Raw genomic sequence first — 25660 nt, 5'->3', positions numbered from 1 at the left:
TCCGTTTTCATGAGATTTTAAACACATGGTATTCCCCGGGCTCCGCCCCAGGTTCGGATGCGCGCGCCTCCACGACGACCCCAGCTTGCTGGAGATACGCGCTCAGCGCGCTCAGTGTGGGGGTCGCATAGAAGTCCGCGACGCTGAAACTGTCATCACCCGTGAGCCGGTTGATCGCGCTCACGATACTGATCGCGCCCAGTGAATCCCCGCCCGCGTCGAAGTAGTCGTCGTCAATTCCCAGCCGGGGCAGGCGGAGCAGACGCCGCAACACGTCGAGCGACGTGTCCGCGTCGCCGGTCACTGCGTCGCGGACCTCGCGTTCGAGCGCCTCGAACCGTGCGCGCAGCAGCACGACATCCAATTTGCCGTTTTCGCGCAACGGCAGCTCATCCTGCGCCATGAAACGTGCCGGCACCATGAACGCCGGCAGTCGCGCGTTCCCGAACGCCGCGAGGATGGCCGTGCCGGGATCGTCACCGTCCGGCACGTACGTCAATCCGATCCACGCGCCGCCCGCGCCCCTAACCGCCAGCGCCACACATTCCCGCAGCCCCTCGCACGACGAGTAGGCGAGCGTGATGTCGGACAACGCGACGCGGTTGCCGCGGATTTTGAGCTGATCGTCGGCGCGTCCGTGATAGTGATAAAGCCCGGCGACGTCACGCGATACCATATCGCCGCTCAAATAGTGACGCACGCGCTCACCGTCGATTTCGAGGTAGCGGAACCGCTTGTGCGTTAGCGCGTCGTCACCGATGTAGCCGGGCGACAGGCCTGGGCCGGACATGGCCAACTCACCGATCTCGCCGTCGGCGCACGGCGCGCCGCTAGCGTCGAGCACGCGCAGCTCATGTCCGCGCACGGGGCGGCCGAGCGGAATCTTGTCCGGGAACGAGAAGTCGCGTGGGATCTGGAAGACGCACGTCATGATCGTGTTCTCGGTCGGACCGTAACCGTTGTGGATCGTGATTGACGCGTTCTCCGCATAGATGCGCGCCACATGACGAGGCGACAGTTCCTCGCCACCCACGATCAGATCGCGGATGCCATTGAAGCAGCGCGGTGCGACGTCGGCCAGCGTGTTGAACAGCGAGGTCGTAAGCCACAGGGTAGTTAGCGATGCACGCCGAACCCAATGGCTCAGCAAGCCCGCCGTGACCGGCGAATCGTCGTTGACGATCAGACCGCCACCGTTGAGCAGCGCCGCCCAGATCTCGAACTGCGACGCATCGAACGTCAGCGGCGAACTGTAGGCGAGCCGCGTGCCGGGACCGAGCGGCGGGAGATGCGGGGCGTCGTGACAGAAGTTCAACACGCCTCGATGCGTGCAGGGAATGATCTTCGGCGCGCCGGTGGTGCCACTTGAAAAGTTGACGTACAGCCAGTCGTCGGCTGAGCATGCGGGCGACGCCGGCGGGACGGGGTCTGACAGGGGCTGCAGCAATACATCCGGAGCGAGCGCTGTGATGCCGCGCGCGTAGCCGGGGGTGGCTTGCGACACGAGGTGCCGGATGCCGATGCGCTCGACTATGCTGCGATTCCACGTGTCAGGATGTCGGGAATCGAGATAGCAGAACGCCGCGCCCGCGCGCACGATGCCGACGAGAAACACGACTTGTCGGATCGAGCGCGGCAGGTCAAGGCCGACGACCTTGCCGGGACCAATGCCCGCGCGCCGGAGACGGGCTGCAATCGTGGCCGACAGTATGTCCAATTCGCGATAGCGCAGCGTGCCTGCGGCGGACCACAGCGCTTCGCGGTCTGCCTCTCGCTGGAATACTTGCGCGAGGAGGCCGGGGATCGTGGCGTCCGTCACGGTGCGGCGTCTCCCGTGTAGTGCGTGATAAGGTTGACGCCTGGGGGGAAGAATTCGACCGAGTTGTACGCGGACAGCGCGTCGTCGACCGAGTACTCGCGATAGACCAGACGGGCGAGCTGTGCGGGGGCCTGCGTCAGTATTGCCATGCAGCGGGCGAGATTCCGGTCGACGTGCGCTTCGCCGTCCACGAGTGGTACCTCAGCAAGACCGTGATGATACGCATCGTTGCGGTAGCCCGCACCGCAGCGCGACACGTTGACGATATCCAGGTTACCGAGCGCGGGCGACAGGTCGATCCGACCGGTCACGCGTCCAACATTGACCAGCTTCGGCCGGCTACGATGCCGGCCGAACTGGTCGAGCAGCGGCGCGAGGCGCGGAAAGAGTGGCGTGAGGTCAGCATCGACGCAGATGAAGATCCGGTCGAAGCAGCTACCCTGCGCCGGCGGTGAATCCGGGAGCTCGAACGGAGTCCACGCGGCGGCCCGTTCAAGCGCGGCGCGATCCCGGTCCGCCGCGGCGACCGTGGCGCCCGCCGCCGATGCGACGATCGCCATCAGGATGCCTACCAGCCCGACACCGACAACCAGCACACGGTCGCCCCTGCCGAGTGCGGCCCGGTCCGCCGCGTGCACGGCAGTTGCACCAATCGCTGCGAGGATCGCGTGCCGGGCGGGCAGCGCGTTGTCTGCCCGGCACAGCAGGTTGCGCGGCACAACAACGTAGTCCGAGTGCGTGGCGATCTGCCAGCCCATTGCGACGACGCGCTCGCCGGGCCGCGCGTCGTGCACGGCAGCGCCGGCCGCGACCACCTCGCCGATCACGCAATAACCGAGAGGCAGCTGGCCGCCCTGTTCGCGCAGTTGGGCAATATAGTGCCGCTCCGTTCCCGGGCTCACGAGCGAATGCGTGACGCGGACAAGCGCCTCCGTGTCGCGCAGCGGCTGCAGGTTCTCGCGGTGCAGCCGGACCCCGCGAGAGCCGTCTGCTAGCAGCGTATAGTGCGCGTGGGTCATGCAGTCTCCTTAAGAACCCGCAGGCAATCGCCGAATTCCGGAAACGAGGTGCGATAGCAGCGGCCTTCCTCGATCTCCGCCGCAAGCGCATGCGCGCTCAACAGCACTTGGGCAGTCATCGACAAACGATGGTCGCCGAACGACGGCACCACCGGTCCGGGGCGCGGCGTCTGGCCGCCGTACACGTGCATATCGTAGCCGTCGATGTCGACGCGCAGCCCGAGAGTGGCAAGCATCGCTTGTGTTGCGGCGATGCGGTCGCTTTCCTTGAACGTCAGTTCAAACAGATCGCGGAACACGGCGTTGCCAGGCAGCACGCAACCGATCGCCGCCGCCAGCGGCACTTCGTCGATCATCGCGTGGAAGCGCTCCTTCGATCCAAGATCCGTCGCGCGGGCGTCGCCGCCGCCGCGCAGAACCACGTCGCCGACGGCCTCGCCGAGCGAGCGCCCGGTCTCACGGGTGCGCACGTCGAAGCCGCATTGCGCGAGCCAGTCGAAGAAACCCAGCCGGGTCGGATTCAGACACACACTAGTAAATGTGACGGTTGTGTCCGCATCGTTCCGGTGACGCAATAGGAACAGCGCAGCCGGATAGGCGAGCGCTGACGGATCCTTCGGGACGGCGAGTTCGGCGGGCACGGCGAACTCGCCCGGCGAATAGGAGACCTCGTTGTCGGCTTCCGACACATCGTCGCCGAAACTCCCGGCCATCACCTGCGTGTGGTCGCGCGCACGCACGGGGTAGCGGACCCGAACCGTGCGCCGTCCGGCGATGCCGGCGAACAGCGCAGCGGACACCGCCTGCGCGCTGCCAATCCGGGTTTCGACGCGACCACCGGTGAACTCGGACGCGTGTATGCGAATGGGTAACGCGCCGGGTTCGCCGAGGTATTCGAAGCGCCCACCCATCTCCGTCAGCGGCTCGACGATCCAGTCGAACGGTCGAGCGCGCAGGGTGGCGTCACCATCCACGATGCAACGCTTGCCAAGCCCGGTAAGCGCGCCCATCAGCAGACGCGCGGCCGCGCTCGACGGTCCGAGATAGACCGTCGTGTCTGGTGCAAAGTCCGCGTCGCGCAGCGAGCCGTTCACGCGCGCCCGGCGCGCGCCGGGATCGAACGCGATGTCGACGCCCAACTGGCGCAACGCATCGAGCAGCAGCGTGACGGCCTTGCCGCAATTGAGTCCCCGGATGGCGACCGATTCCGGCGCGAGCGCGGCGAACAGCAGCGCGCGGTGGCTGATCGATTTGTCCGGCGGGATCAGCGCGTCGATCGCACGCCAGCCGGCGGCATCGGCGGCGATGCCGCCACTGACCGCTTCGTTTTCATACTGGATCATTGTGTCGACGTTTGTAGGTGGCCGGGTTGATCAGTTCGTCATCCGAACGCAGGCTGTCGCGGTCGAACGCATCGCCGGCGCCTGGTCCCTTCGGGATCGGCAGCACGCTAAGCTCGTAGTGGCGGCGGCGGTTCCGCTTGCGCTCGAGGCCCAGGTTGAAACCGGACATGTCGATCGCCCAGCGCTCCAGCGCACCCTGCTCGACCGCGTGCTCGATCAGCGCGCCACCCAGCGGAGTGCGCACGATCAGCCGCGCGTGCTTGGCGACCGTCGCGCCATTGACGCTAGCATCAAAGATGTTCGGGTCGCCGTCCGACACGCTGATGTCAGCGAGCCCGCTCATCCAGTCGCCGCAGGTCAAGCAGCGGTGTGTCTTGTTCTCCTTAAGCTTGCCGAGAATCTCCCAGAACTGGACGACATGCGCGCGGCCGTCGCGCGTGCGAGTCTGGAAGTTGCCCGGATACGAGCCTTCCCGATACTTGACGTCGACGACCTCATCGAGCTTCAGGCGCAGCACGTCGGACACGATGCCAGACGTGCCAGCAGGCAGAGTGTTTGACGAACAGGCCGTCTCGATCAGCAGCACGATGCGCTCGCGTGCCCATTGACCGAGCGCGGAATCGAGCCGCTGCAGCTTGCGCAGCGCCTGGATGTGACAGGCGAGCCCGACCACCGCGACATTGTCGTCGGGCGTCGCTTCGTATACCGTGCGTAGCGCCACGAGGTACGGCGCCATCTGATAGGTGGACTGTGCGTTGCCAATGATGCGCGCCGTCTCGTTCGACACGACAGGCGCTGCGCGCCAGCCTTCCGCCGCGTCGCGGCCCATCGACAACACGTGCTTCACGTCTAGATAGCGGCGACTTTCGAGCAGCAGCGCGGTCGCCGCGCCGCCCGACGCCGAGCGCGAACGTATCTCCTCGGAGGTGGAGGATGCGCCCAACACGCTGCCGATGATACCGAGCCAGCGTTCGTCGACCGTGCGCCGCCGACCGAACAATTGCTCTTCGGAGGCGTCGGTGGCCGGGTCGGCGCCCGGGCAAACCGCATGGCACGGGGCGTCACATGTTGCGCACGCGTCGGTATGGAAGTCGAGGACCGGCGTGATCCGGTCTTTGTCGAAGCGGATCAACTGCTTCGGACAGACAAGACCACATGCGCCGCAACCGGCGCAAAGCGCCGGATCAAGAACTTCCTGTTTCAGCTTGGCTATGGACATGGTAGATATCCGGCAATCGGGAAGGACCATGGGGATCGGGGCGACGCCGGACAGCCGCCCGTGCCGAGCGTGCGCCGGGTGGCGTAAGGCGCGGGAACGATAGGCGGACGGCTCCGGGCGTTGTGTCATGTGAAGGGGCCGGTTTTCTCCATGTGTGTGATTTCGAGCGGCACGGCACTGCCGCCGTGGGAAAAGTGGCCATACCCGATCACGGTGAAGCCATGTCGCACATAGAACGGACAGGCATTCGTGGTCGCCTCGAGATACACGCGCGAATGGCCGCGCGCCGCGATCTCGGCGATCGCACGGTTCAGTAGCGCTGTGCCTACCCCGGCACGCGAGTGGTCGCCGCGCACGAACAGCTTGGTCAGTTCGTCACCTGCCACTTCGGCGAAGCCGAGCAGGACGCCGTCGTCCGCCACCCAGAGGTCGCCTTGGCGAATCGGCTTGACATACATCGCTGCGCTGCGTCCTTCGAGCCAGCAGCGGATCTGCTCCGCCGAGTAACTCGCGGGGCACAGCTTGACTACGGAATTTCGGTGAGTGTCGAAGATCCGTTCAGCGTCGGATTCCGTGGCCGGTCGAATGTCAAACGGAAGCATGTTACGTCACCCCTTGTTGGCCCCGGCGCGCAGGGAGGCGATGCGCGTGTAACGGGCTGCAATCAAACATCCCGCGACCATGAGCACGCCGCCGCCCACTGCGCGGTATGAAAGTCTGGACTCCCCGACGAGCACGGACAGGTAACCGGCGCCGAACGGGTAGATGAAGCTGATGTAGCCCGCGTACTCCGCGCCGATTCGCCCGATCAGCGCGATGTAGAGCACGAAGACCAGCGCGGAGCAGACGATGCCGAGATACAGCAGCGGCAGCAGGTACATGGCGGTCACGGGCACTCGCAGCGAAGTGCCGGTCGCGAGCGCCAGTAGGAAATACAGCGCGCACGCCCAACTGATCGCGGTGGTGTTGATTTGGATCGAGGTCGCGCCGTAGCGCTTTTGCGCGTGTTCCGACAAGACCGAGCCGATCGCAATCAGCGCGAACGCAGCCCCCGCAACCGCGATACCCCACCACGATGTGGAAGCCATGCCGGCGCCGCCGTAGACAAGCACCCCAGCGGTTGACAACAGCGCGCCGGCCACGTTGCTGGGCAGGATGCGCGTACCGTAGGCGAACCGCTTGATTGCGATCGCGAAGAAGATGACGAGCGTACTCAGACAGGCGACATACGCGCTGGTCAGATCTTTCGACGCCACGTAGGTCAGGCCAATGCCGCCGAAGAAGTACGTCACACCGATCGCCACGAGCAGCCTGTAGGGGACACGCGCGCTGGGCAAACCATCGCGGCTGAGGACCGACGTGCACGCGCGCAGCGTGAGAGCGGCCAGCAGGAAACGCCAGAACAGCGAAGCTAGCACGGGCGTCTCGCGAACCTGCATCGTGATCGGGAACCAGTTCGTCGACCAGATGATTACGCAGGTCGCGAACAGCAGCAGGGTCGCGCGGGTGTCCGGCCGCGCTTCGGAGGCGGAGTGGGCCGTCATGTCGCATCCGCCGCTGCGAGCGCTGCCATTTGCATCAGCGCGGCGAGAAGCGCGCGCCCGAGCCGGTCGATCTCGGCTGCGTCGAACACCGCGGGATCGTGGTCGAGGCTCAGATGCAGGTCACCCGCCGCGCGGTAGCCGGTAATCTCCAGATGATGGCTCTGCGCGCCGTGCATGGTCCGCATCGAAGCTGGACTGACGCGCCACGTGCTGCTCGACGAGATCTCGATGTCGCCGAGGAAATTGAAGCTGACGTCGCAATCATAGAGGCCGCCGCGCGCGGTTTGCGGGTCGCCGAAGAACGCGTTGCCGAACGAATGCGCGAACGGCTTGACGCGTGCGAGGTAGGCCTCGACGTTGCGCAATACGGCGGACGGGTGAGCCCGGTCGATCTCCAGCACTACAGGGAAAATCAGTGTTAGCCAGCCGAACACCCCGTCGACGGGAAAGTCTGCGCCCCCGAGATGGCGTCCGTGATCGAGCACATGGATTTTCTGCGTGACGTTTCCGCTTTGCTCGGCCAGCGCGATCATCAGGCTTGCCAACAAAGCATTGCCTAGCACTGACAGGCCACCATCGAACCCGGGCAGATCACTGCTGGCTACGCGGACTGCCGTGCGTCTGAACTGGTCGCGCGCGGGAAACGGCATGGTCGCCTGTGCGCGCGAAGCGCAGCGGCCCCACGGCAGCGCGCGCCAGAACGCATCGTCTCGTTCGGACGCGAGCCGAAGCGCATAATGCGCTTCCCATTCTTCGGCGTACCGGGGAGAGTCCCAAGCGGCGAGCGCGTCGACGCCCCGGATCGCGACCTGATCCAATTCCGACAGCAGCAGGATCCACGAATAGCGGTCGACGTGAAACTGGTGGCACGACACGATGAAGTGGAGCACACCCTCCGCGCGGGCGACGGCGCACGCGAGCCGCGTGCGCGCGACGAGCGAGATCCTTGCTTCGCTCGCGCGGACCGCATCCTCGATCGACACATGTTCGGGGTACCGTGCGTCCGGATGCCAGCCGGACCAGCTTTGGCAATGGCGTTCGAGCACGGCGTTTAGCTGCGCGGTGGCGTCGGCGACGCTGGCCGCACCACGGTATTCGAGCACGAAAGACTGGCACCAAGCGTCGAGATCGGGGATGCCCCGCGTTTCGAGGAAGCGCTTCACCGGCATCGCGGACCGTTGTAGCGGTCGCGCCGATACGCGCTTGCGGCCGGCCGGCGCGGCGCTCAGGGACAGCGCGCGAAGCGGTGTGTCGGACAGCAGCGCCAACAGATCGAGCCCGTACCCCTGACGCTTCAGGCTGGCGACGACCTGCAGCGCGCGCAACGAATCGCCGCCGTTGTCGACGTAACTGAGTGTGTCATCGGCCGACGCTGTGCCGAGCGACGCCACCACTTCGCGCAGCAGGATGTGACCAGACGGCGCGGCGGACGGCTCGGCTCGGAACAGCGTGCGCAGCACCGTGCGATCGACCTTGTTGTTCTTGTTGAGCGGCAGCGCCGGCAGTGATAGGAAATGCCGTGGGACCTTATGCAGCGGCAGACGCGCGGCCAAATTGCGGCGCACGGCGACGGGATCCCATTCGGCCCCAGCCGGGACGATCGCCGCGAGGACGGCGGCTTCGCCTTGCACGTCGTCGGTCAACACGCAGACGTCCCGGACGCCGGGCGTGGTGCGCAGCGCAGCTTCAACCTCGTGCAGGCTGACTTTCTGGCCATTGACCTTGATAACCGAGTCGTTTCGCCCGGTGATGACGATACCGCCCTGCGGGGCATGATAGGCGAGGTCGCCGGTCGCATAGCACGGCGTGGCAAGACCATCGTGCACTGTTGTCAGCGCCTCGATCGCGCCGGATGCCGGATTCATCCGACGGGCAACCCAGTCCGACATGATCACGAGTTCGCCGATGGCGTGCGGCTCCGTCACGACGCGGCCTCCGTCGAGCAGCGCGACGGTCACGCCGTCGACGCCGCGCGACAGCGGCCAGTTGCGCTCCATCGCAAATGGCCCGTTGCAGTGCCGAGCGTACAGCGCGACCGTGCATTCAGTCGGACCGTAAGCGTTGAACAGTTCCGCGTCGTGCGGAAAGGCCGCGTTGAAGCGTTCGAGATCGCCGCCGTAGATCAACTCGCCGCCAATCACGAGCTTGCGCGCCATGGGCCCTGCGGCACGCTCCGCATACATGCGGCGAAAGTACGGCACGGTCATGTGTAGCGTATCGATGTCGTGCGCGTCGATGAAGTCGCGCACCGCGTCTAGGTCATGCTGCCGCGGGTTGATCGTACACAGCACGCCGCCATGCAGCAGGCACAGGAACACATCCATCAGGCCCGCATCCCACGCGCACGACGCCAGTTGCAGTACGCGGTCACCCGGCGCCGCGCCGAGGTAGAGTGCGTAATTTCGGATGTGCGCGTCGAGCGCCGCCATCGACTGGACGATCGCCTTCGGTTCGCCCGAGGTGCCGCTGGTAAAGATCACGTATTCGCCGCAGCTCAGTTCGAGCGGCTGCGCGTCGGTGGGCGACGGACCGGAGAAGTACGAATCGACATTCAGCGTGTCCGCGCCGGCCAATTCGACGTCTGCGAGTGGGCTCGCGTTTAGCACCGTGCGCACATCCAGCGTGCGCAGGACCGGAGCCAGCGGCGCGAGCGGCGTGGCCTGATCCAGCAGCACAACGCGCGCCGAGGTCGCCAGCGCGGCGATCAGAGCCGCATACGCCGCGCAACCATGCGAGCCGTAGACTAGGATGGCGTCCCGCGCGCTGGGCCGAGCGTCGAGCCCGGCTTTCACGCGCGCGACGATCGACAACAGTTCGGAACGCCGGTAGTGGCGTGCGTCGTCGATGACGACGACCGGATCCGTTTCGTGATGCGCCGAATTCAAATGCCTGAACACGATGACTCCGTCATTCAACGTTGGACGCGACCGACGCGCGCTAAGAGAGGGAGGGGCCGCTTAGAGCGTGGCCAGCGCGCCGCACAGGATGGCGATAAAGGCATCAGCCTCACATTTGCCAATCACGAGCGGCGGGGTAATCTTCACGGTCGATGCCCGCAGCCCACCGGTACGGACGATCACGCCTGCTTGTTCGAGCTTCGCGCGCAACGGACCGATGACCGGGCTTGCCGCTGCTTCGTCCACGACATCGAATGCCAGCATCAGGCCACGCCCCCGGATCCGGCTCACGCGGGCGTCAGCGGCGGCGACTTCGCGTAGACGGCCGGTGAGGTATGCGCCCATTTCCGTCGCGTGCTCCCACGGCTTTTCAGTCAAGTAAATATCTAGCACGCGCGAGGCCACGGCGCACACCAGCGGGCTGAACGTGAAGGTCGACGAGTGCTCCGCATAGCCGAGTCCGTCGACGAGGTCGGGCGCGCCCGCGACGGCGGACACCGGCAGTCCGTTGCCGAGCGCTTTGCCGATCACGATCATGTCCGGCTTCAGGTCGATATGGCTCGCGAACGGTGTGCCGGTGCGGCCGAAGCCCGTGTAGATCTCGTCGAAGATCGTGACCACGTCGAATTCGCGGCCGGCGGCGAGGATTGCTTCGAGGACTGGTTCGGGTACCGGGTGAATGCCTTCCGCGGCCTGGATCGGCTCGACAAGGATCGCCGCCGGCAATTCACCTCCCGTCTTCAGCGCGCCCAGGTGATGCCGGAACGCCATAGTCCAGCGATCGAAATCCTGCGGACCACCCTCGTAGGTATCGTCCAGCGCGAAGCGCGGATTGTCGCGCAGCGTGGCGGCAAGGTGCGTGCGGAAGGCGGGATTTGACGTGACCGACAGCGCGCCTTGCGTCTTGCCGTGGAATGCGTTGCCGAAATAGAGAATCTTGTCGCGGCCGGTTCGGGCGCGGGCTATTTTCGCGGCAATCTCGATACCTTCGGCGCCGGTCACGCCTCCCATCACGGACGCACTCTCATACGGCAGCAGGTGCGCGAGCTTGCGGATCATCTCGTGGCGCTGCGGGTTGTCGATATTCCAGCCAGTATGAATCAGGCACTCGGCCTGGCGCTGGATCGCGTCGATCACTTCCGGCCGCGAATAGCCCAGGTTGGCCGCGCCGCTGCCGCCGGACATATCGAGATAGCTGCGCCCGGCCTCGTCGAACAGATGGCAACCAGCACCGCGTACGATCGACGGTGCATCGGGATTGCTGCGCTTGACGGATATCGAAAGAGCCTCGGTGTACATGAGAGATCGATGAAATGTAGAGTTGGCGATTCCGCGTCGCAGCGCAATGAATCGAGGGCGAAACGGGCTGTGGCGCACGCGTATGAAGCGGCTCGCAGTTGCGCTACATGCTGATTTCGACTGTCGCACCGTCGTTTTTCCAGTCGGCACGGGAAGCGTTGAAAAGATCGTTCGTCTGATGGTTGACGCATGTTTGCCCGGCTAGAAAGCATCACGAAGCACGGCATGTCGGAGCAATGGCGAATTCCTGTGCACGCGATGGCGAATGCGCCATGACCACGCGCCTGACAGGCGAATGCATCGATCTGCGTATTCGGCCGGGGCCACGGGGATCAACAATCGGCTTTTGCTGTCTCACCGAGGAATGCGAAATATCCAATGTGTGGCACTGATGCCTGTTCGAAGCGGCAGCTGACGAATCGGAGTCGATGCTGGAAACTCGGCCGCGGCAGAATTGCGACGAAAAGGAAACGCCCTCTCCCTGAAAACCATGTGCTACAAGCGGGACAGAGTTTGCTTAGTGTCGTGATCATAAGCGTTGTGCGTCGACATCGTTACGGATCGACCTGGCGCATTTCGATAAATACCCGAAATGAAATATCCCATATCGGCGGCTAGCACCGGCACGTATAACGTAAGTCGCCGGGCATGAATGAAACCGGCCGCACGTAATTTAAGTGCGGTCGCAGCTGATTTTTGCTTGTCCGTTCATGAGTCGGATCGATGCTATCGATTCGAAACGATCGAGTCAATTTTTATTTTTCTGACAATGAATTTGATACCTGATGAAAGGCACGCATGGAGATTGCACTCAATCAATTCACAATGGCGCAATCATTCAACTCATTGTTTCATTGTTGAAAATAACGAACTTAAACAATTGAAAGTTGACGTTTTCGATATCAATCCGGGAGGCCATGTGCCCGATGCCGGTGCCATACGCAGCCGGGCCTGCGGGTCGCGAGGCGAAGGGACAGTGACGGTGTACCTGGCGGCGCTTTTCGGGCAAAGCGAGAAAGGAAACACATCATTGCATAAATCGAAACTTTGGAATCCTTGGTCGGTGCATTTGATGACAATCCTATGGCAGCTCAGGGTTTGGATTGGCCAACCAATCTCATCAAAAAAAGTTTGACGTTGCCGTTTTTTTTAATGTATCGTCCAATCGTTGCTTGCTACGCATCGCCTCGTTAGGTAGGCGGGGTTAATGGCGCCAATTTAAGATGGCGCCGGATCCGGATATTTTCGCCTAATATCAGCATCATTCTCTGTCTGAAACGATCACAAAATGAATTTGTAATATTTCCGTATTTACAATGTAAATTTCGTGGATTTAAAATTCTTGGATGGCTTTTTGACCCTGCCCCAGATCTTTAGGGAGGGAGAATTATCGTGCATTCGTGATTTTCCCATGAAGGTCCCGATTAAATCACCTATGCCTACCGGGACGAATTTTTAATGAAAAGTCTCCATGCAGAATAATAACTAGTCGAGTACCAATTTTCTTTTCTTGAGCAATTATCAACACGCCATGCAATACGCAAGTGTGAGCGCTAGGTTCTTCCCGTTCTCGCAAGACCGGGTCCATGTCGAGAAGAATTTCCCGCTAGTGCTGGCACGTTGTGGTCGGCGATATGTCTAGATATGAACAGTAAGTGACGAAGCCGGAAGGTGGCCCTGGACTCGCCACGCTGCTCGCGATCGAGCGAGACGTGGGATGGGCGCTGCGGCTGGTGCAAGGCCGGACAGCGCTCTTGAGCCAGAGTGGATAAGAGCGGCCGCCGATACGTCATGCGCAGTGTTCTAGTGATTGACCTTCTCTGATTGATATAACAATAGAAACACCAATCATTAAATTAGGAGTCCATAGTGATAGCAACGAAGAAGCGGCGTGACGGATTTGGTGCGGAAATCCATGGGTTTGATGTGGAGGCGGCATCCGACGGCGAAATCGCGGCACTCCGGAATCTGCTGCTTGAACACGAAGTCATCTTCATCAAGGGCTGCAACGTGCTCGGACCTCAGGCGTACCGAACCTTCTCGGAGAGGTTCTGGGGGAGCCTGGTTCATCCTTTTTCCTCGACGGAGGATCCGATCGTTCCCGGCATCAGCCCTTTTCAGCCGTACGAGGGCTTTCCGGAAATCACCGGCATTTACCACGGCAAGAACAACAAGGGCAATCTGAACGAGTGGCACAGCGACCTAAACTGGCTGGCCAACCCGTCTTTCGGATCGATTCTGCAGGCGGTTGAGGTGCCTGCGTATGGCGGCGACACCCTCTGGGCATCCACGACCCGCGCATTCGACGACATGCCAGTCGCGCTGAAAAGCCGCTGCGAAGGCCGTGCGGCTTTTCACGATTTCACCCAGATCTATCGCGGCATTTTCAAAGATAACCACGCGGCGCTCGCCGAGGCGCAAAGAAGGTTTCCCGCGATCCGGCATCCGATCTTCATGACGCATCCCAAGACCGGGCGAACCACGGTGTTCGTGAATCGCGTCAGCACCACGCATATCGATGAAATGGCCCTGGACGAATCCCGAGCCATTCTTGAAGAGGTGTACCGCTGGGTAAGCAAACCGGAGTTCCAGGTGCGGCACACGTGGGAACAAGGAGATATCGCCATTTGGGACAACCTGGCCACGCAGCACTACGCGATCTCTGACTATTTCCCGCAGGAGCGGAAGATGCACCGCATTTCGTTGCGCGGCGTCGAGGTTTGAGGAGAGACGGTGATGAAAAAGCATATTCTGCATATTGGATTTCATCCGGCGTTCAAGAGCTTCATCGACTTCGAGCACGCCAACGTGACGGTGATCATCCACAGCAAGCTCCTTGAGCTGTATCCGGATGAACTGACAAAGTTCGCCGCGGTGAAGGAACTGAAGGTTGCGCACAATCTCAACCTGAACGAGTACCACAATGCGATGGATCAGATCGAGTCGCTCGCCGATGAACTGTCGGCGGCGTTCGGCAAGCCGACTGCAATCGTGGGCATGTTCGAACACGTGACGTTGCCCGCTGCGAAACTCCGCGAACGTTATGGACTTGCCGGCACGACGCCGCTCATTGCCGAGCGGTTCCGCGACAAGGTCATCATGAAATCCGCGCTGCGGAACTCGGACATTCGCTATCCGTGGTTCGTCGCGTTCAGCGACGAAGCGGATATCACAGGGAAGGTCGATGAGCTGTTCGCGCGCAGCGCCAAGGTCATCGTCAAACCAAAGTCGCAGGCGGCGGCGCAGGGGATTCGCGTCTTCACGGATGCGGCGTCATGTGTCGACTATCTGCGCGAGCTGGACGACGTGAGCGAAGTGGAGGCTGAAGAGTTCATCGAAGGCCGGCTGCTGCATTTCGATGGTTTGTACGAGAACGGCGCATTCAGGTTTTTCAGCGTCTCAGAGTATTTCCACGGTTGCTTCGAGGTTGTGCACGAGGGACAACATCTGGTCTCCTATACCATCGACGATCCGAGCCTGTTCGCGCGCGTACAGGCGCTGGGGTTGGACGTGATTCGCGAACTCGGACTGGAGCGCGGCGTGTTTCACGGCGAGGTGTTTTGCACGCCGGATGACGACCTGGTGTTTTTGGAGATCGGCAACCGGTTCGGCGGCGCTGGTGTTTCTCCGACCCTGAAGAAGGTGTTCGATTTCGACATCGTGGCCGAGTCGATCCGGGTCGACCTAGGGCAGGCCTCCCAGTATGCGGGTCCCGCCCGCTCGATCGATACGGGAAAAGTCGGCACCTATGTTTATATCGCACTGCCGACGACGAAGCCGTGCGAGGTCGAAAAAGTCAACGGTCTGGGCCTGCTGCCCGATTCCGTTCTGCATCACGACACCCCGGGTGTCGGTGCGAAGCTCAATGTTGCGGCGATGCCGTTTCCCGCCTCCGGAAAATTCATCCTGTGCAATGCGAGCGCGGAACAGGCGCAAGCGGATGCTCGATCCATCATTCGCGCGTACTCGATTGAAGTCGGAGTGATCGGCGATGCGTGAACAAACGATTCCTTGCCTCGAATCCTCCCTGTTCGAGATCTTTGCCTGTCATCCCGAGTATCCGGTCCTGGTGAACCGGCAGCACCACGTTGACCGCGCGCTGTTCCGTCAGTGGCAAGAGGAGGCCGAACATCTGCTTCGGGAGTGGGGCGCCGGAGCGCAGCACGTGGTCGAATTGTGCTTGCCGAGGTCGTATCAGTTGGTCGTTTTGGCGGTCGCGTGCCTGTCTATGCGCGTGCCGTTTTTCGTGACCAACCCTCATGAGACGGAGTCGGTGCTGGCGCGCGATCGCGAGCGCCTCAAGCCGTTCCTGACCGTGTCGCTGGCCGGCGATGGAGAAACGGAGGCGGTCTCAGTCGCGAGCGCTTGTCGGTTCGATACCCACACACAGTTTGCCTGCACCGACTGGCAAGACATCGCGTATCTCGCGAGAAGCTCCGGTTCCACGGGCGAACCGAAGTTTTCCAGAATCACCCGGCAGGGGCTGGCGAATCTGATTCATGAGCAGGGGATTCGGTTCGGGCTGCGACCGGGCGCGGTGGTGGGCCTCGCATCATCCGTTAGCTTCGACGCAATCTTCTCTGAGATCTTCGTGAGCCTGTTCAACGGCTGCACGTTGTTCATTCTAGACGCGCGAGACAATGCGCTTGTCCAGAGCCTGAAGCGCGATATCGGGAACCTGAGCCACCTGACGCTGACGCCGTCCGTCGCGGTGCGGCTCGATCCCGAATCCCTCGGCAAGCTGGAGACGCTGGTGCTTGCCGGGGAGCCGATTCCGCAGAATCTCCTGAGCGGCATCCCGGATCACGTGGCCGTGATCAATGCATACGGGCCCTGTGAAGCGACGGTCTGCACACACACAAAGCAGATCGGCCGCATCGCGGACAACAACGTGGGCGAGCCCCTTGGTCGTCTCCGAGCCTACATCGCCGATCCGGCGGGCGAAGCCCTGCCCGCGGGCAGCAGCGGGCTCGTGGTGATCAGCGGGCTGGGCGTGGGCGCGGGCTACGTCGGACAGGTCGTCACGACGAATCCGGAACAGGGTTATTTCCGCAACAGCCAGGGAGAACTAGTGTTCAACACGGGAGACCTGGGGCAAATCAACGAGAAGGGCGAATTGCTGCTGCTGGGGCGTAGCGACGCCAAGGTCAAGGTACGAGGGCAGCAACTTCACCTCCGTGGGATCGAGGCCCTAGTGACGAAGATCACCGGCATCGATCTGGCGACCCTGACCGTCGAGGACGACGGACTTTGCCTGCACTACGAAGGAAGCCTCCCGGATACGCGCGTTCGTACTGTACTGAAGGAAAGCTTGCCAAGGCACGCGTTGCCCCGACACTACGTGAAGTACGAGCGGATGCCTCTGAACGCGGCAGGGAAGATCGACCGCAGGAGCCTGACACCAACTGTTGCTTCCGGCGTCGCGGAGGGCATTGGCATGGCGGCGGAGATTTTCGCGAAGGTGCTGGGCCGAGCCTTGTCGGAACATCAGGACTTCTTTGAAAATGGTGGCGACTCGCTGCTGATCACGGAACTGATGGTGGCCTTTGAAGGCCGGGTCGGCAAGGAGTTGGATCTCGACAAGTTTCTCGATACGCCTACGATTGCCGGCTTGTCCGCGCAGATCGGTGCGCCCCTAGCAGCGTCCTCGAACGGGCTTGAGCAAGCGTTCATGGAGTTCGACGTGCATCTGGCCACCATTCGGGCCGCTGCATCGGAACTAGGCGCCCGCCTCGACCCGCCTCGGTCACCTGCCGTCACCGTTTTCCTGACGGGCGGAACGGGCATCATCGGTCGCGAAGTCCTGGCTCATCTGGCGCGCAACGGCGGGGTCCGCGTAATTGCCGCCACCCGTAATCCGCGCACGGCCGCCGAACTCGTAGAACTGGGCGCAAGCGAATGCGTGGAGGTCGATCTGAACAGCCTGTCTCTCGAGCAGGGCACCCGGCTGCTGCGCGACCATGCTGTTACCCACGTGATCCACGCGGCGGCCGAGGTGAACCATGTCTATCCGCTTGCCACGTTGTTCGCGCCGAACGTCAAAGCGACTTCGCTCCTGCTGCACTCCGCGCTGCTGGCGGCATGCACCCAGTTCATCTATCTGGGTTCCAGCAGTGCCCAGGACGATCCGAAGCGCGCACAAAGCGCGTATGACATTTCCAAGTGGATGGCGCAGGAACTGGTGCGCGGCGCCTCCGGCGCGCTCGATACGAAGGTACTGAGCCTGCCGCTCGTCGTGGGGGAAAAGTCGCGGCAGCGGGCAGATCGGGATCACATGACCGCGCGAATCAGGCAATGCCTCGAGATGGGCCAGTTCCCGGTCGGGGTCGGCGATATCGATGCGGTTTCCGCAGGTTTCGTGGCCGAAATGATTGATGAAGTGATGCGTTACCCGGCGCTCTGGGGTTCGTTCATCGAAGTGAACTCCAGCGAAACCGTGTCGTTCGACGAGGTCTTGCTGCACGCAGCAAATCTCACGTCATCGCCTGTTTCCAGCGCGGATCCCGAGGAGTTCGGCCAGAACTTGCGCGCCTGGTTCAGCAATCGGCCCGAGTGTCCACTTGCGCCATTTAGCTCCATCTACAACCAGGCCACGTTCGACTATCTGCCCGTCGCGCCGGGATCCCGCACAAAGACCGATTCGCTGAAACGGTTCTATGAGACCGCCAAGTCGTCGCATCGTTCGGCCGAAGTGATGATCGCTTACCTTGAAGATGTACTGGTCTAGTCAAGTTACCGGGACTGAAAATGCATAAATTCGTAGACATTTGGGACGAGGCAATCAAGGTTTCTCCGGAGATCTACCGTCACGAATATCAGGAGCGGGAGGCGCGGGTCAGGAAATTCGAAGCTGGCGATTACCACCCAGGCGCGATTCGCTCCGCCAACGAACGGTGGGACGGTCAGCCGCACCGCTTTTTCATCGTCAAGACCGGCGAACAGTCGTTCGTTGGATCGAAGATCCTGTCCGATATCGTCACGAAGCACGGGTCGCCGGGGTTTTTTTGCTCAAAGATTTCTAGCGAGATGATCCTCGGCAGACTCGAGTACTTTCAGACCTCGCAAGAAGGCGTCGAGGTATTTTATACGGAGATGGAAAAACGCGGGATCGAGGCGGTGCTCGCCTCGCTGAAGGCGTCGGCGACGGCGGAGATTCATTATCCCTTTGTCCAACTGGTCGGCGCGGACAAGGTCGAGATCAACACTCCGGGCAACGGCTGGCACATCGATGAGCATCGCGCGCACCTGTTGGGGCTGGGCGAGATCTACTTGCGTCGGTTGTCCGCCTGTTTCCTGAATAACCTCAACACCCGAAATCTCGTGGTGTACGACCCTGCCTGCTCGACGGGGCAATTTCTGTTCGAATTGAAGCAGGCGCATCCCGGCATCTATACGATCGGACAGGACATCAGCGCCGACATGATCAGGTTTGCCGAGGGCAAGGCCGATGAACTCCACGTGGGGGATTCGTTGCATCCGAAGCCCGCGGAAAAGTCTGTCGATCTGATCTTCTTCCGCTTCCTGAATGCCGAAGTGGTGTCACGTTCAAAGGCGCTGGATCTGTTCCGGTCGGTGATGCGCTGCCTGAAGGACGGGGGATATGCCGTTCTGTTCGGCCACACGCCGGTTCTGCTTAATAGGTCGGAACTGCTTGGCGAGGGCTGTCGCGTACATTCCTGCGTGGCCACAGTCGAGGATGGCTCCGTCGTGCAATTCTACGTGATCCAGAAAGAGGGTGAGCACCGTGAGCAGGCCTGAGCGGCTATATCTGAAATCCGAGGTGATCGTTGAGCCGCTGATAGCTCGATACCGCGCCTCCCCGTACCTGTTCCAGCCCGCCTCCGCTGCCATGCTACTGAGGCGGCTGGTGGAAAAGTTACTCAAGTCGTTTGTCGATGCGCCGCAGACGCACGTGAAGGCGGTCAGCGACCCACGGTTGAAGGGCGGGCCATTCCTGACGCTTCACCACGATAAGGTTGAGTCGGCAAGGCGCCTGTATGACGAACTGACTGGACAACTGCTGCCGCTGTTTCAGTTGGCCGACGCTTTCGACCGGCTGGGCGAAACGTTGGCCGATGAAACGGGCTCCTCGCTGACCCACTATCTGGCCGCGCTGCCGGACGACCTCGCCGCCTGCGTCGAGTTGAGCTACGACGCATGGAACCGCGCGCATTTCAGCATCAATGAACCGATGCTTTATCGGAGCCGGTATTTCGACCGGTCGCTGCAGTCGTTCCTGATCTACGAGGGCGACCCCGATGAAAAGGACTTCGCACTGAGTACGCCCAGGCTCGCCGGGCCGAACACATTTTCGATTCAGCGAGGCTTCGACGACGAGGGGGTGCAACGCCTGCTTGCCTCCCGATCGCGCGGCATCGACGAGACCGAAGTGCACTCGCTTTGCGCAGCGCTGGGCGTCGACGACGCGCGCACGGCTGACTTCCTGGCACTGTTCACGCGCGAGCCGCTCCGGTCCAGGATCGACGTGGCGCGGACAGATCGCGACGAAGTGGACTATTTCGGCCACGCTTGCGTTCTCGTCCGCTCTGGCGGCCTAAGCGTGCTGGTCGACCCGTTCATCAGCTATGCGACGCGTAAGGACGAAGCGCGGCTGACGATCGCGGATCTGCCGGAAAAAATCGATGCGGTGCTGATCACACATCTGCACATCGATCACTTCTGCATCGAAACCCTGCTCAACATCCGGCACCGAGTCACGAGGATTCTCGTTCCCAGCTGCGCCGGCTCGACACTGCTCGACCCTTCGCCATACATGGTGCTGCGATCCATAGGATTCGAGAACGTCGTGGAGTTGAAGAGCTTCCAGACGTTTCCGATCGGCGAGACGGTCTCCGTTCAGGCGCTTCCGTTCCAGGGTGAACATGGCGAGTTGAACGTCACCTCGAAGGCGATGTTCGTCGTTTCAACTGCGTATAGCGGATATCTGTTCGTAGCCGACGCGCGTTTCGATAACACGCGCCATCTCGAGCAGATAGCGAAGCTCGCGGAGCGCGATATCGACATCATGTTTATTGGCATGGAATCAAAAGGCGCGCCTTTCACTTGGTTGTACGGGCCGATGATGGCGCGCCAGACTGGGCGCGTGCATGCGGAAACGCGGCGCCTAAACGGATCGTGTTCGCGCCGCGCGTCCGAACTGGTCAGTGCATTTCGGCCCTCAATGGTCTTCGTGTATGCGTTGGGCAGAGAGCCGTGGCTCGCGCCAATCATGGCTGTCGAAGCAGATGGCGATACAAAAATCCAGGATGAGATCGATATATTTGTCGACTCATGCGACCGGATGCACAAGCGCGTCGCCGTGCTGAACGGCACCAGGCATCTAGAGGAGATGGCTCATGCATGAACCGCAGCGAGTCTTGACCACCGCGTCCGGCAGGGATGTACATGATCTGTGCGTGGGGACCATGAACTGGTCGGCGCCGGTTTACGGCCGACGGTCCACGGATAGCAGCGCGCTCGTCGTTCAGGCCGCGCTTGACGCCGGAATTAATCAGTTCGATACCGCCGACTGCTATGCGCCGGCGGACAGCGGTCCTACCTCAGAGCAGTTACTGGGCCAGCATCTCCGTCAGCTTCGGGTTGACCGTGCAGGCGTTTTCATCGCCAGCAAGTGCGGCATCCGGCTAACGAGCGGCGGTTGGGGCCGGGTCGTCGACAACTCGCCCGAATACATCGTGTCGTCGTGCGAAGCGTCGCTTGACGCGCTGCAGACCGACTATCTGGATCTCTTCTACTTGCATCGGCTGGATGTCGGGCGCGCGCATTTGAAGGCGTCGCTCGAAGCGCTGGCCGGCTTGAAGCGCGCGGGGAAAATCCGTCATATCGGTCTGTCCGAGGTGGATGCCGGCACGATCATGGAGGCGGACCGCATCCTGACGGATCTCAGTGCCGGCGTCTGCCGACTGGATGCGGTGCAATCCGAATTCTCGATGCTTCGGGCAACTCCCCTGAACGACGGTGTATTTAACGCCTGCCGCGAAAGGGGTGTGCGTTTCTATGCGTACAGCCCGCTCTCGCGAGGCTTCCTTTCCGGCGCGACGCAGCACATCGGCGAGGAAGATTGTCGAAGCGGGATTCCGCGCTATCAGGGCGGCAGCCTTGAAGCCGTCAGGCGTGCCGTCGGGCAGCTGGAGACCGCGTGCAAGGCGACCGGCATGACGTTGAATCAGGCGGCGTTGGGCTGGATAAGGTGGGTGTCCCAGAACCGGCAGCAATACATTCACCCGGTGATCGGTACGTCAAATCCCGGACATCTGAAGTCGAACATTCGCTTCGGTGCGGCGGCGGATGCGGTATTCGCGCAGTTCGACGCACTCATCAAGCTGCAGCCTCGATTCGGTGAGCGATATCCCGAAGTCGACATGCAGGAATTTCAACTGAGCAACTGAGGTCTTCGTGAAAATACTGGGTTACAACGGCCTAAACGGATCCGTGCGTTATCGCCGCGAGGCTTTTGACGGCCTGACAGAAAACGAATATGCGATGTGTCAGGGGATGGATTCGTCGGTCTGTCTGATGATCGATGGGGAGATCGTTGCAGCAGCAGCTGAGGAACGATTCACCGGCGAAAAATTTACGTCCGACTTTCCGCGCCACGCGATCCAGTACTGCCTGGATGTGGCCGGGATCGTCGCATCCGACCTCGATGCGATCACCCACAGCTTCGACTATCAGGCCTATCAGAAGCTGTTCAACCTCGGTGAGCGCAATTCCCGGTACTACGATCAGGTGCTGGCACCGAAGATTCAGGCCGATCTCTGGAGGGAGCACTTCTCGCTCGACAATGTCGACACACTGTATGCACCCTGCAATCATCATCTAGCGCATGCTGCGATGGCATTCTATCCGTCCGGATTCGAACGGTCGCTAGTGATTGTCGCCGACGGTCTGGGCGAGATGACCGCCATTTCGGTCTACGAGGGGCATGGTCATGCGCTGAATCTGCTGCATCAACAGGGCACGCTCAGTTCGCTGGGCATTCTGTATTCTCAGATCACGGCACATTTGGGCTTCTGGGTGAACTCCGACGAATACAAGATTATGGGGCTGGCGCCTTACGGCGATCCCGAAGTGTTCAGACGCGCCTTCCAGGACATGGTCGAACTGTCCGACGGCGGAACTGTCGTGGTCCGAGCTTTCGAGCGCAACGTCAACGAACTGGAGCGACAGACCGGCCGGGGCTTCCGGCGCTGGCTGGATGAACACGTGATCAAGGCACGCGAGGCTGGCGAGGCCATTACGCAGGCCCATCGGGACTTCGCGGCGGCGTTACAGCAACGCATTGAAGAAGCGCTGTTCCATGTGATCCGCCATTGGAAAGAGCAAACGGGTGCCGAGAATATCTGTTTTGCGGGCGGGGTGGCGTTGAATTGCACGGCCAATGGTAAGCTGCTGCGCAGCGGGCTGTTCAAGCAGATCTTCATCCCGCCTGCGGCGGACGATGGTGGCACTGCCGTCGGCGCCGCAATGCTGCTTCATGTCGAGAAATCGAACGGGAAACGTGCCAGCTTTCTGGCCAATGACCTGCCGTACTGGGGGCATGAAATCGACGAAGATGAGATTAGGGCGTCCATCAGCGAATTCGGATCCAGCATCGATGTCCAAAAACTGGATGACACGGCTTTGCTTGAGGCCGCAGCCGGCGATATCAAGGACAACAACATCATTGCATGGGTGCAAGGCCGCATGGAATTCGGTCAGCGCGCATTGGGAAATCGCAGCATCTTGGCCAATCCGGGCGCGCCGGACATGAAAGAGCGGGTTAATGCACGCATCAAGAAGCGCGAGGAATTTCGCCCTTTCGCGCCGTCGGTGAAATACGAGTGCGCGAATATCTACTTCGAACTGCCGGATAATTTCGAGTCGCCGCATATGCTATATACGATTCCGGTTCGAAAGGAGTGGGTCGCGTCTCTTCCCGCTATTACGCATATCGATGGAACCGCTCGCGTGCAGACAGTCAACCGCGAGAAATCCGAAAAATACTGGGCGCTGCTGGACGAGGTGCAACGGCTCACGTCGATGCCGGTGGTATTGAATACGTCGTTCAATATCAAAGGGCAACCCATCGTTCGCACCGCGAGAGATGCGATTGCGACGCTCTTCACAGCCAATCTGGACGCGCTGTACATCGGAAACTACGTGATCAGAAGAGGGAGTGATTCAATTGATCGATAAGCTGATCGGGCTGAAGGGCGTCGTTCTTCTACAGACGTTTCTGGAGCGGCTAGCACTGTTCGTCCTGCCGCTTTATGTGTACCAACTGACAGGCAGCAAGCAGATGCTGGGGATGATCGTCGTGCTTGAGTGGTTACCGACGATTCTGTTGTTGCCCATCGCGGGCTGGCTCGTGGACAGGTTCGGGTGCCGCGCCTGCTTTTTCCACCCATCGATTCTCAGGGCGGTCGTCGCGCTGATGTTGGTGCTGCTAACCGGCGTGCTGCCGAACATCGCACTGATGCTGCTGTTTGCCGCGCTGGCTTCCGCCGCGAACATCGTGGCGTATCTGAGCTTCGAGAAGTATGTCGCGTCCCGAGTGCCGAATGCGCAGGTCAGCAGTTATTACTCGTTCTTCTCCGTATCGCAGCAGGTCAATCAGATTGCCGCGCCGCTGATCGGCGTTTCGGTCATCGCAGCGTTCAGCGTGCAGCAGTTCTTTCTGCTCTATGCGCTGCTGTTCGCGTGCCTCGCCTTCCTGTTCTACGCGGTGATTCCGAAAGCGGCGGCTTCCGATGTAGAGCGGGGGGAACGGGTACCGTTCAGGATTCTGGCGGACCGGCTCGTCCGAAACCAGCGGCTAGTCACCCTCGCGCTGTGCATGCTCCTTATCAACACGGTGCTGGCGGTGTTAATCACGCTGATCCCGGATATCGTGATCGGTGAGTATGGCCTCGGCAAGCGCGATGTTGCGTTGCTGTTTACATCGGGCGCGGTGCTATCCGGTTTGTTTCATCTCGCTTACAGTCGTCCCGCGCTTGCCGGCAGGATGAAGTTGCTGGGGCGAGCGTCAGTGCTCCTGATCCCCATGTTCCTGATGGCGCAGATAGTGGTGTCCGGCGTATTTTTCTTCGCGGTCAGCGCGTTGACCATGGCCATTTCACTACCGTTTTCCGTGTGGTCGAGAACCCTCCGGAACAACCTCTTGCCGCCAGAAGGATTCGCTAGTGCGGCGTCCATTGTTATGGTTATCTCGCTGCTCGGATTTCCGATTGGCGGGTTGATCGTCTCGACCCTGTCCGCGTTGCCCAATCGCTGGATCATGTTCGGGACCGGGGCAACGGTGTTTGCGGTTGTTTTGGCACTGCTGCGCTTCGGCGGGTTTTGGCGCATCGAGTCCACGAGGGATCAGCCGGAACTGGAGCCGCGACTCGCCAAGCCGGAGTCGTGACGGGAATGCGGTCGCATGCGGTTCCGTGCGAACCTGTACCGGACGGGAGCGCTGCGGGGCGGAGTTGTATGTATGCGATCGATAAATGACGTCCTTCACGTGAAGGTCAGGAGGTCAGAAGCTAGGTGTCCGCGTGGACACCTACACTCAGACCTCAATGACAGCAAAACAGGTTCTTCAAAGCAAACTGGTAGTTGGCCAGAAGCGAGACGGCCTGTTGGGCGCAAAGTAATAATGAGCCACTTCGCGCGAAGTAAATCTGAGCCACCTTTCAGTACAGTCAGCCTTTTGCGCGCAAAGGCTGGCGATGCTCCGGAAGGAACAGTGGATGCAAATCCATGTGCTCAAAGCCCAGGGCGTATCGGAGCGCGAGATTGAACCGCCCCGGGAATGTAGGAGACTTCGGATCTTGGCTGTGATGGGAGATTTGAAGTATGGAAAACGAAAGCAAAGTAAGAAAGCCCACCGGGACGCGGTATTCGGATGAAGTGCAGGAACGAGCAGTCCGGATGGTTCTTGAGCACCAGCACGAGTACGGCACGCAGGGGGCGGCGCTGCGCTCGATTGCCGCGAAGATGGGGATGTCGCGCGAGACGCTGCATAAGTGGGTCAACCAGGCCGAGCGCGACAGCGACCAGCGCCCGGGCGTGGCGACTGCCGAGTTGGCACGCCTGAAGGAACTCGAGCGGGAGGTCCGTGAATTACGCACGGCCAACGAGATTCTGCGCAAGGCGTCGGCGTATTTCGCCCAGGCGGAGCTCGACCGCCGATCGAAGCCATGACCGCGTTCATCGACGCACATCGCGACGTCTGTCCGCCCCGAAACGCGGAAGTCTTCGCCTCCGCTCGATGCATATTTAGGCGCATGTGAAGCATCTCGCCTACGTATATTTTCCACTACACTGGCTTGGCGTCGGCATCACGCCCAGTGATCAGATAAAACCCAACGCGTTCCGTATCTGACGCAATGGAACGCTCCGCCAGTCAACCGTGCCACGATCACCTTTTTCTTGAACAGCACACCAGCGGTCAATTGTAAGCGCGAAATTCTCCGCACCTAGGCAGCGCTGCCGAATCGATCCACGATTGCGTCCGCAGACTTGAATTGCGGA

Annotated in this window: 18 protein-coding genes, 1 pseudogene and 1 other annotated feature; of the genes and pseudogenes, 10 read left to right on the top strand and 9 right to left on the bottom strand. The window is 61.3% G+C overall.

The window, feature by feature from the left end:
- Positions 1–7 precede the first annotated feature (7 nt).
- The 8 genes from DIE03_RS22575 to DIE03_RS22540 form a co-directional block, all read right to left on the bottom strand.
- Positions 8–1819, bottom strand: coding sequence for a non-ribosomal peptide synthetase (locus DIE03_RS22575; protein ID WP_124454194.1), 1812 nt, complete (start codon positions 1817–1819; stop codon positions 8–10).
- Positions 1816–2838 (bottom strand): oxidoreductase, encoded by a 1023-nt coding sequence (locus DIE03_RS22570; protein WP_124454192.1) that lies wholly within the window; start codon positions 2836–2838, stop codon positions 1816–1818. Before DIE03_RS22570 ends, DIE03_RS22575 begins: the two co-directional genes overlap by 4 nt.
- Complete coding sequence (locus DIE03_RS22565) at positions 2835–4181, bottom strand: 3-phosphoshikimate 1-carboxyvinyltransferase (RefSeq protein WP_124454190.1); 1347 nt, start codon at positions 4179–4181, stop codon at positions 2835–2837. Before DIE03_RS22565 ends, DIE03_RS22570 begins: the two co-directional genes overlap by 4 nt.
- Positions 4168–5400: a Coenzyme F420 hydrogenase/dehydrogenase, beta subunit C-terminal domain gene (locus DIE03_RS22560; RefSeq protein ID WP_124454188.1), complete on the bottom strand. Its 1233-nt coding sequence runs from the start codon at positions 5398–5400 to the stop codon at positions 4168–4170. Before DIE03_RS22560 ends, DIE03_RS22565 begins: the two co-directional genes overlap by 14 nt.
- Positions 5401–5525: 125 nt before the next feature.
- Complete coding sequence (locus tag DIE03_RS22555) at positions 5526–6002, bottom strand: GNAT family N-acetyltransferase (protein WP_124454186.1); 477 nt, start codon at positions 6000–6002, stop codon at positions 5526–5528.
- A 6-nt stretch (positions 6003–6008) separates the two neighbouring features.
- Positions 6009–6944 carry a DMT family transporter gene (locus DIE03_RS22550; RefSeq protein WP_124454184.1) on the bottom strand — a complete coding sequence of 312 codons (936 nt, stop codon included), beginning with the start codon at positions 6942–6944 and terminating at the stop codon, positions 6009–6011.
- A complete protein-coding gene (locus tag DIE03_RS22545; RefSeq protein ID WP_124454182.1) occupies positions 6941–9859 on the bottom strand; it encodes an AMP-binding protein in 2919 nt (972 codons plus the stop codon). Before DIE03_RS22545 ends, DIE03_RS22550 begins: the two co-directional genes overlap by 4 nt.
- A 42-nt stretch (positions 9860–9901) precedes the next feature.
- The gene (locus DIE03_RS22540) at positions 9902–11140 is read right to left on the bottom strand and encodes an aspartate aminotransferase family protein (RefSeq protein ID WP_124454180.1); all 1239 of its coding nucleotides are present in this window, start codon (positions 11138–11140) and stop codon (positions 9902–9904) included.
- 652 nt (positions 11141–11792) lie between these two features.
- Between DIE03_RS22540 and DIE03_RS22535 the strand changes: the two genes are divergently transcribed.
- The 10 genes and pseudogenes from DIE03_RS22535 to DIE03_RS22485 all read left to right on the top strand — a co-directional run.
- Entirely contained in the window at positions 11793–12275 is a 483-nt protein-coding gene (locus DIE03_RS22535) for a hypothetical protein (protein WP_124454178.1), read from the top strand.
- A gap of 734 nt (positions 12276–13009) precedes the next feature.
- Positions 13010–13864, top strand: coding sequence for a TauD/TfdA family dioxygenase (locus tag DIE03_RS22530; RefSeq protein ID WP_185658198.1), 855 nt, complete (start codon positions 13010–13012; stop codon positions 13862–13864).
- 12 nt (positions 13865–13876) lie between these two features.
- Complete coding sequence (locus DIE03_RS22525) at positions 13877–15139, top strand: acetyl-CoA carboxylase biotin carboxylase subunit family protein (RefSeq protein ID WP_124454174.1); 1263 nt, start codon at positions 13877–13879, stop codon at positions 15137–15139.
- Positions 15132–17867, top strand: coding sequence for an AMP-binding protein (locus DIE03_RS22520; protein ID WP_124454172.1), 2736 nt, complete (start codon positions 15132–15134; stop codon positions 17865–17867). The genes DIE03_RS22525 and DIE03_RS22520 overlap by 8 nt, the downstream gene beginning before the upstream one ends.
- 20 nt (positions 17868–17887) lie before the next feature.
- Positions 17888–18898 (top strand): class I SAM-dependent methyltransferase, encoded by a 1011-nt coding sequence (locus DIE03_RS22515; RefSeq protein ID WP_124454170.1) that lies wholly within the window; start codon positions 17888–17890, stop codon positions 18896–18898.
- Positions 18876–20504, top strand: coding sequence for an MBL fold metallo-hydrolase (locus tag DIE03_RS22510; RefSeq protein ID WP_148092906.1), 1629 nt, complete (start codon positions 18876–18878; stop codon positions 20502–20504). Before DIE03_RS22515 ends, DIE03_RS22510 begins: the two co-directional genes overlap by 23 nt.
- Positions 20497–21549: an aldo/keto reductase gene (locus DIE03_RS22505; protein ID WP_124454166.1), complete on the top strand. Its 1053-nt coding sequence runs from the start codon at positions 20497–20499 to the stop codon at positions 21547–21549. Before DIE03_RS22510 ends, DIE03_RS22505 begins: the two co-directional genes overlap by 8 nt.
- A gap of 7 nt (positions 21550–21556) precedes the next feature.
- The gene (locus tag DIE03_RS22500; RefSeq protein ID WP_124454164.1) at positions 21557–23338 is read left to right on the top strand and encodes a carbamoyltransferase C-terminal domain-containing protein; all 1782 of its coding nucleotides are present in this window, start codon (positions 21557–21559) and stop codon (positions 23336–23338) included.
- Positions 23319–24548, top strand: coding sequence for an MFS transporter (locus tag DIE03_RS22495; RefSeq protein ID WP_124454162.1), 1230 nt, complete (start codon positions 23319–23321; stop codon positions 24546–24548). Before DIE03_RS22500 ends, DIE03_RS22495 begins: the two co-directional genes overlap by 20 nt.
- 434 nt (positions 24549–24982) lie before the next feature.
- Positions 24983–25356: pseudogene (locus tag DIE03_RS22485) on the top strand (transposase); the annotation flags it as partial.
- Positions 25285–25379: a sequence feature (AL1L pseudoknot), on the top strand. Its footprint overlaps the pseudogene before it by 72 nt.
- Before the next feature lie 101 nt (positions 25380–25480).
- Here DIE03_RS22485 and DIE03_RS38570 read toward each other — a convergent pair.
- Positions 25481–25660: hypothetical protein (locus DIE03_RS38570; RefSeq protein WP_221623696.1), on the bottom strand; the 180-nt coding region annotated here is incomplete at its 5' end.

Source organism: Burkholderia sp. Bp8992 (assembly GCF_003853705.1).
In the GTDB taxonomy this organism is placed as follows: domain Bacteria; phylum Pseudomonadota; class Gammaproteobacteria; order Burkholderiales; family Burkholderiaceae; genus Burkholderia.
This window is presented reverse-complemented; position numbering and strand designations above follow the sequence as displayed.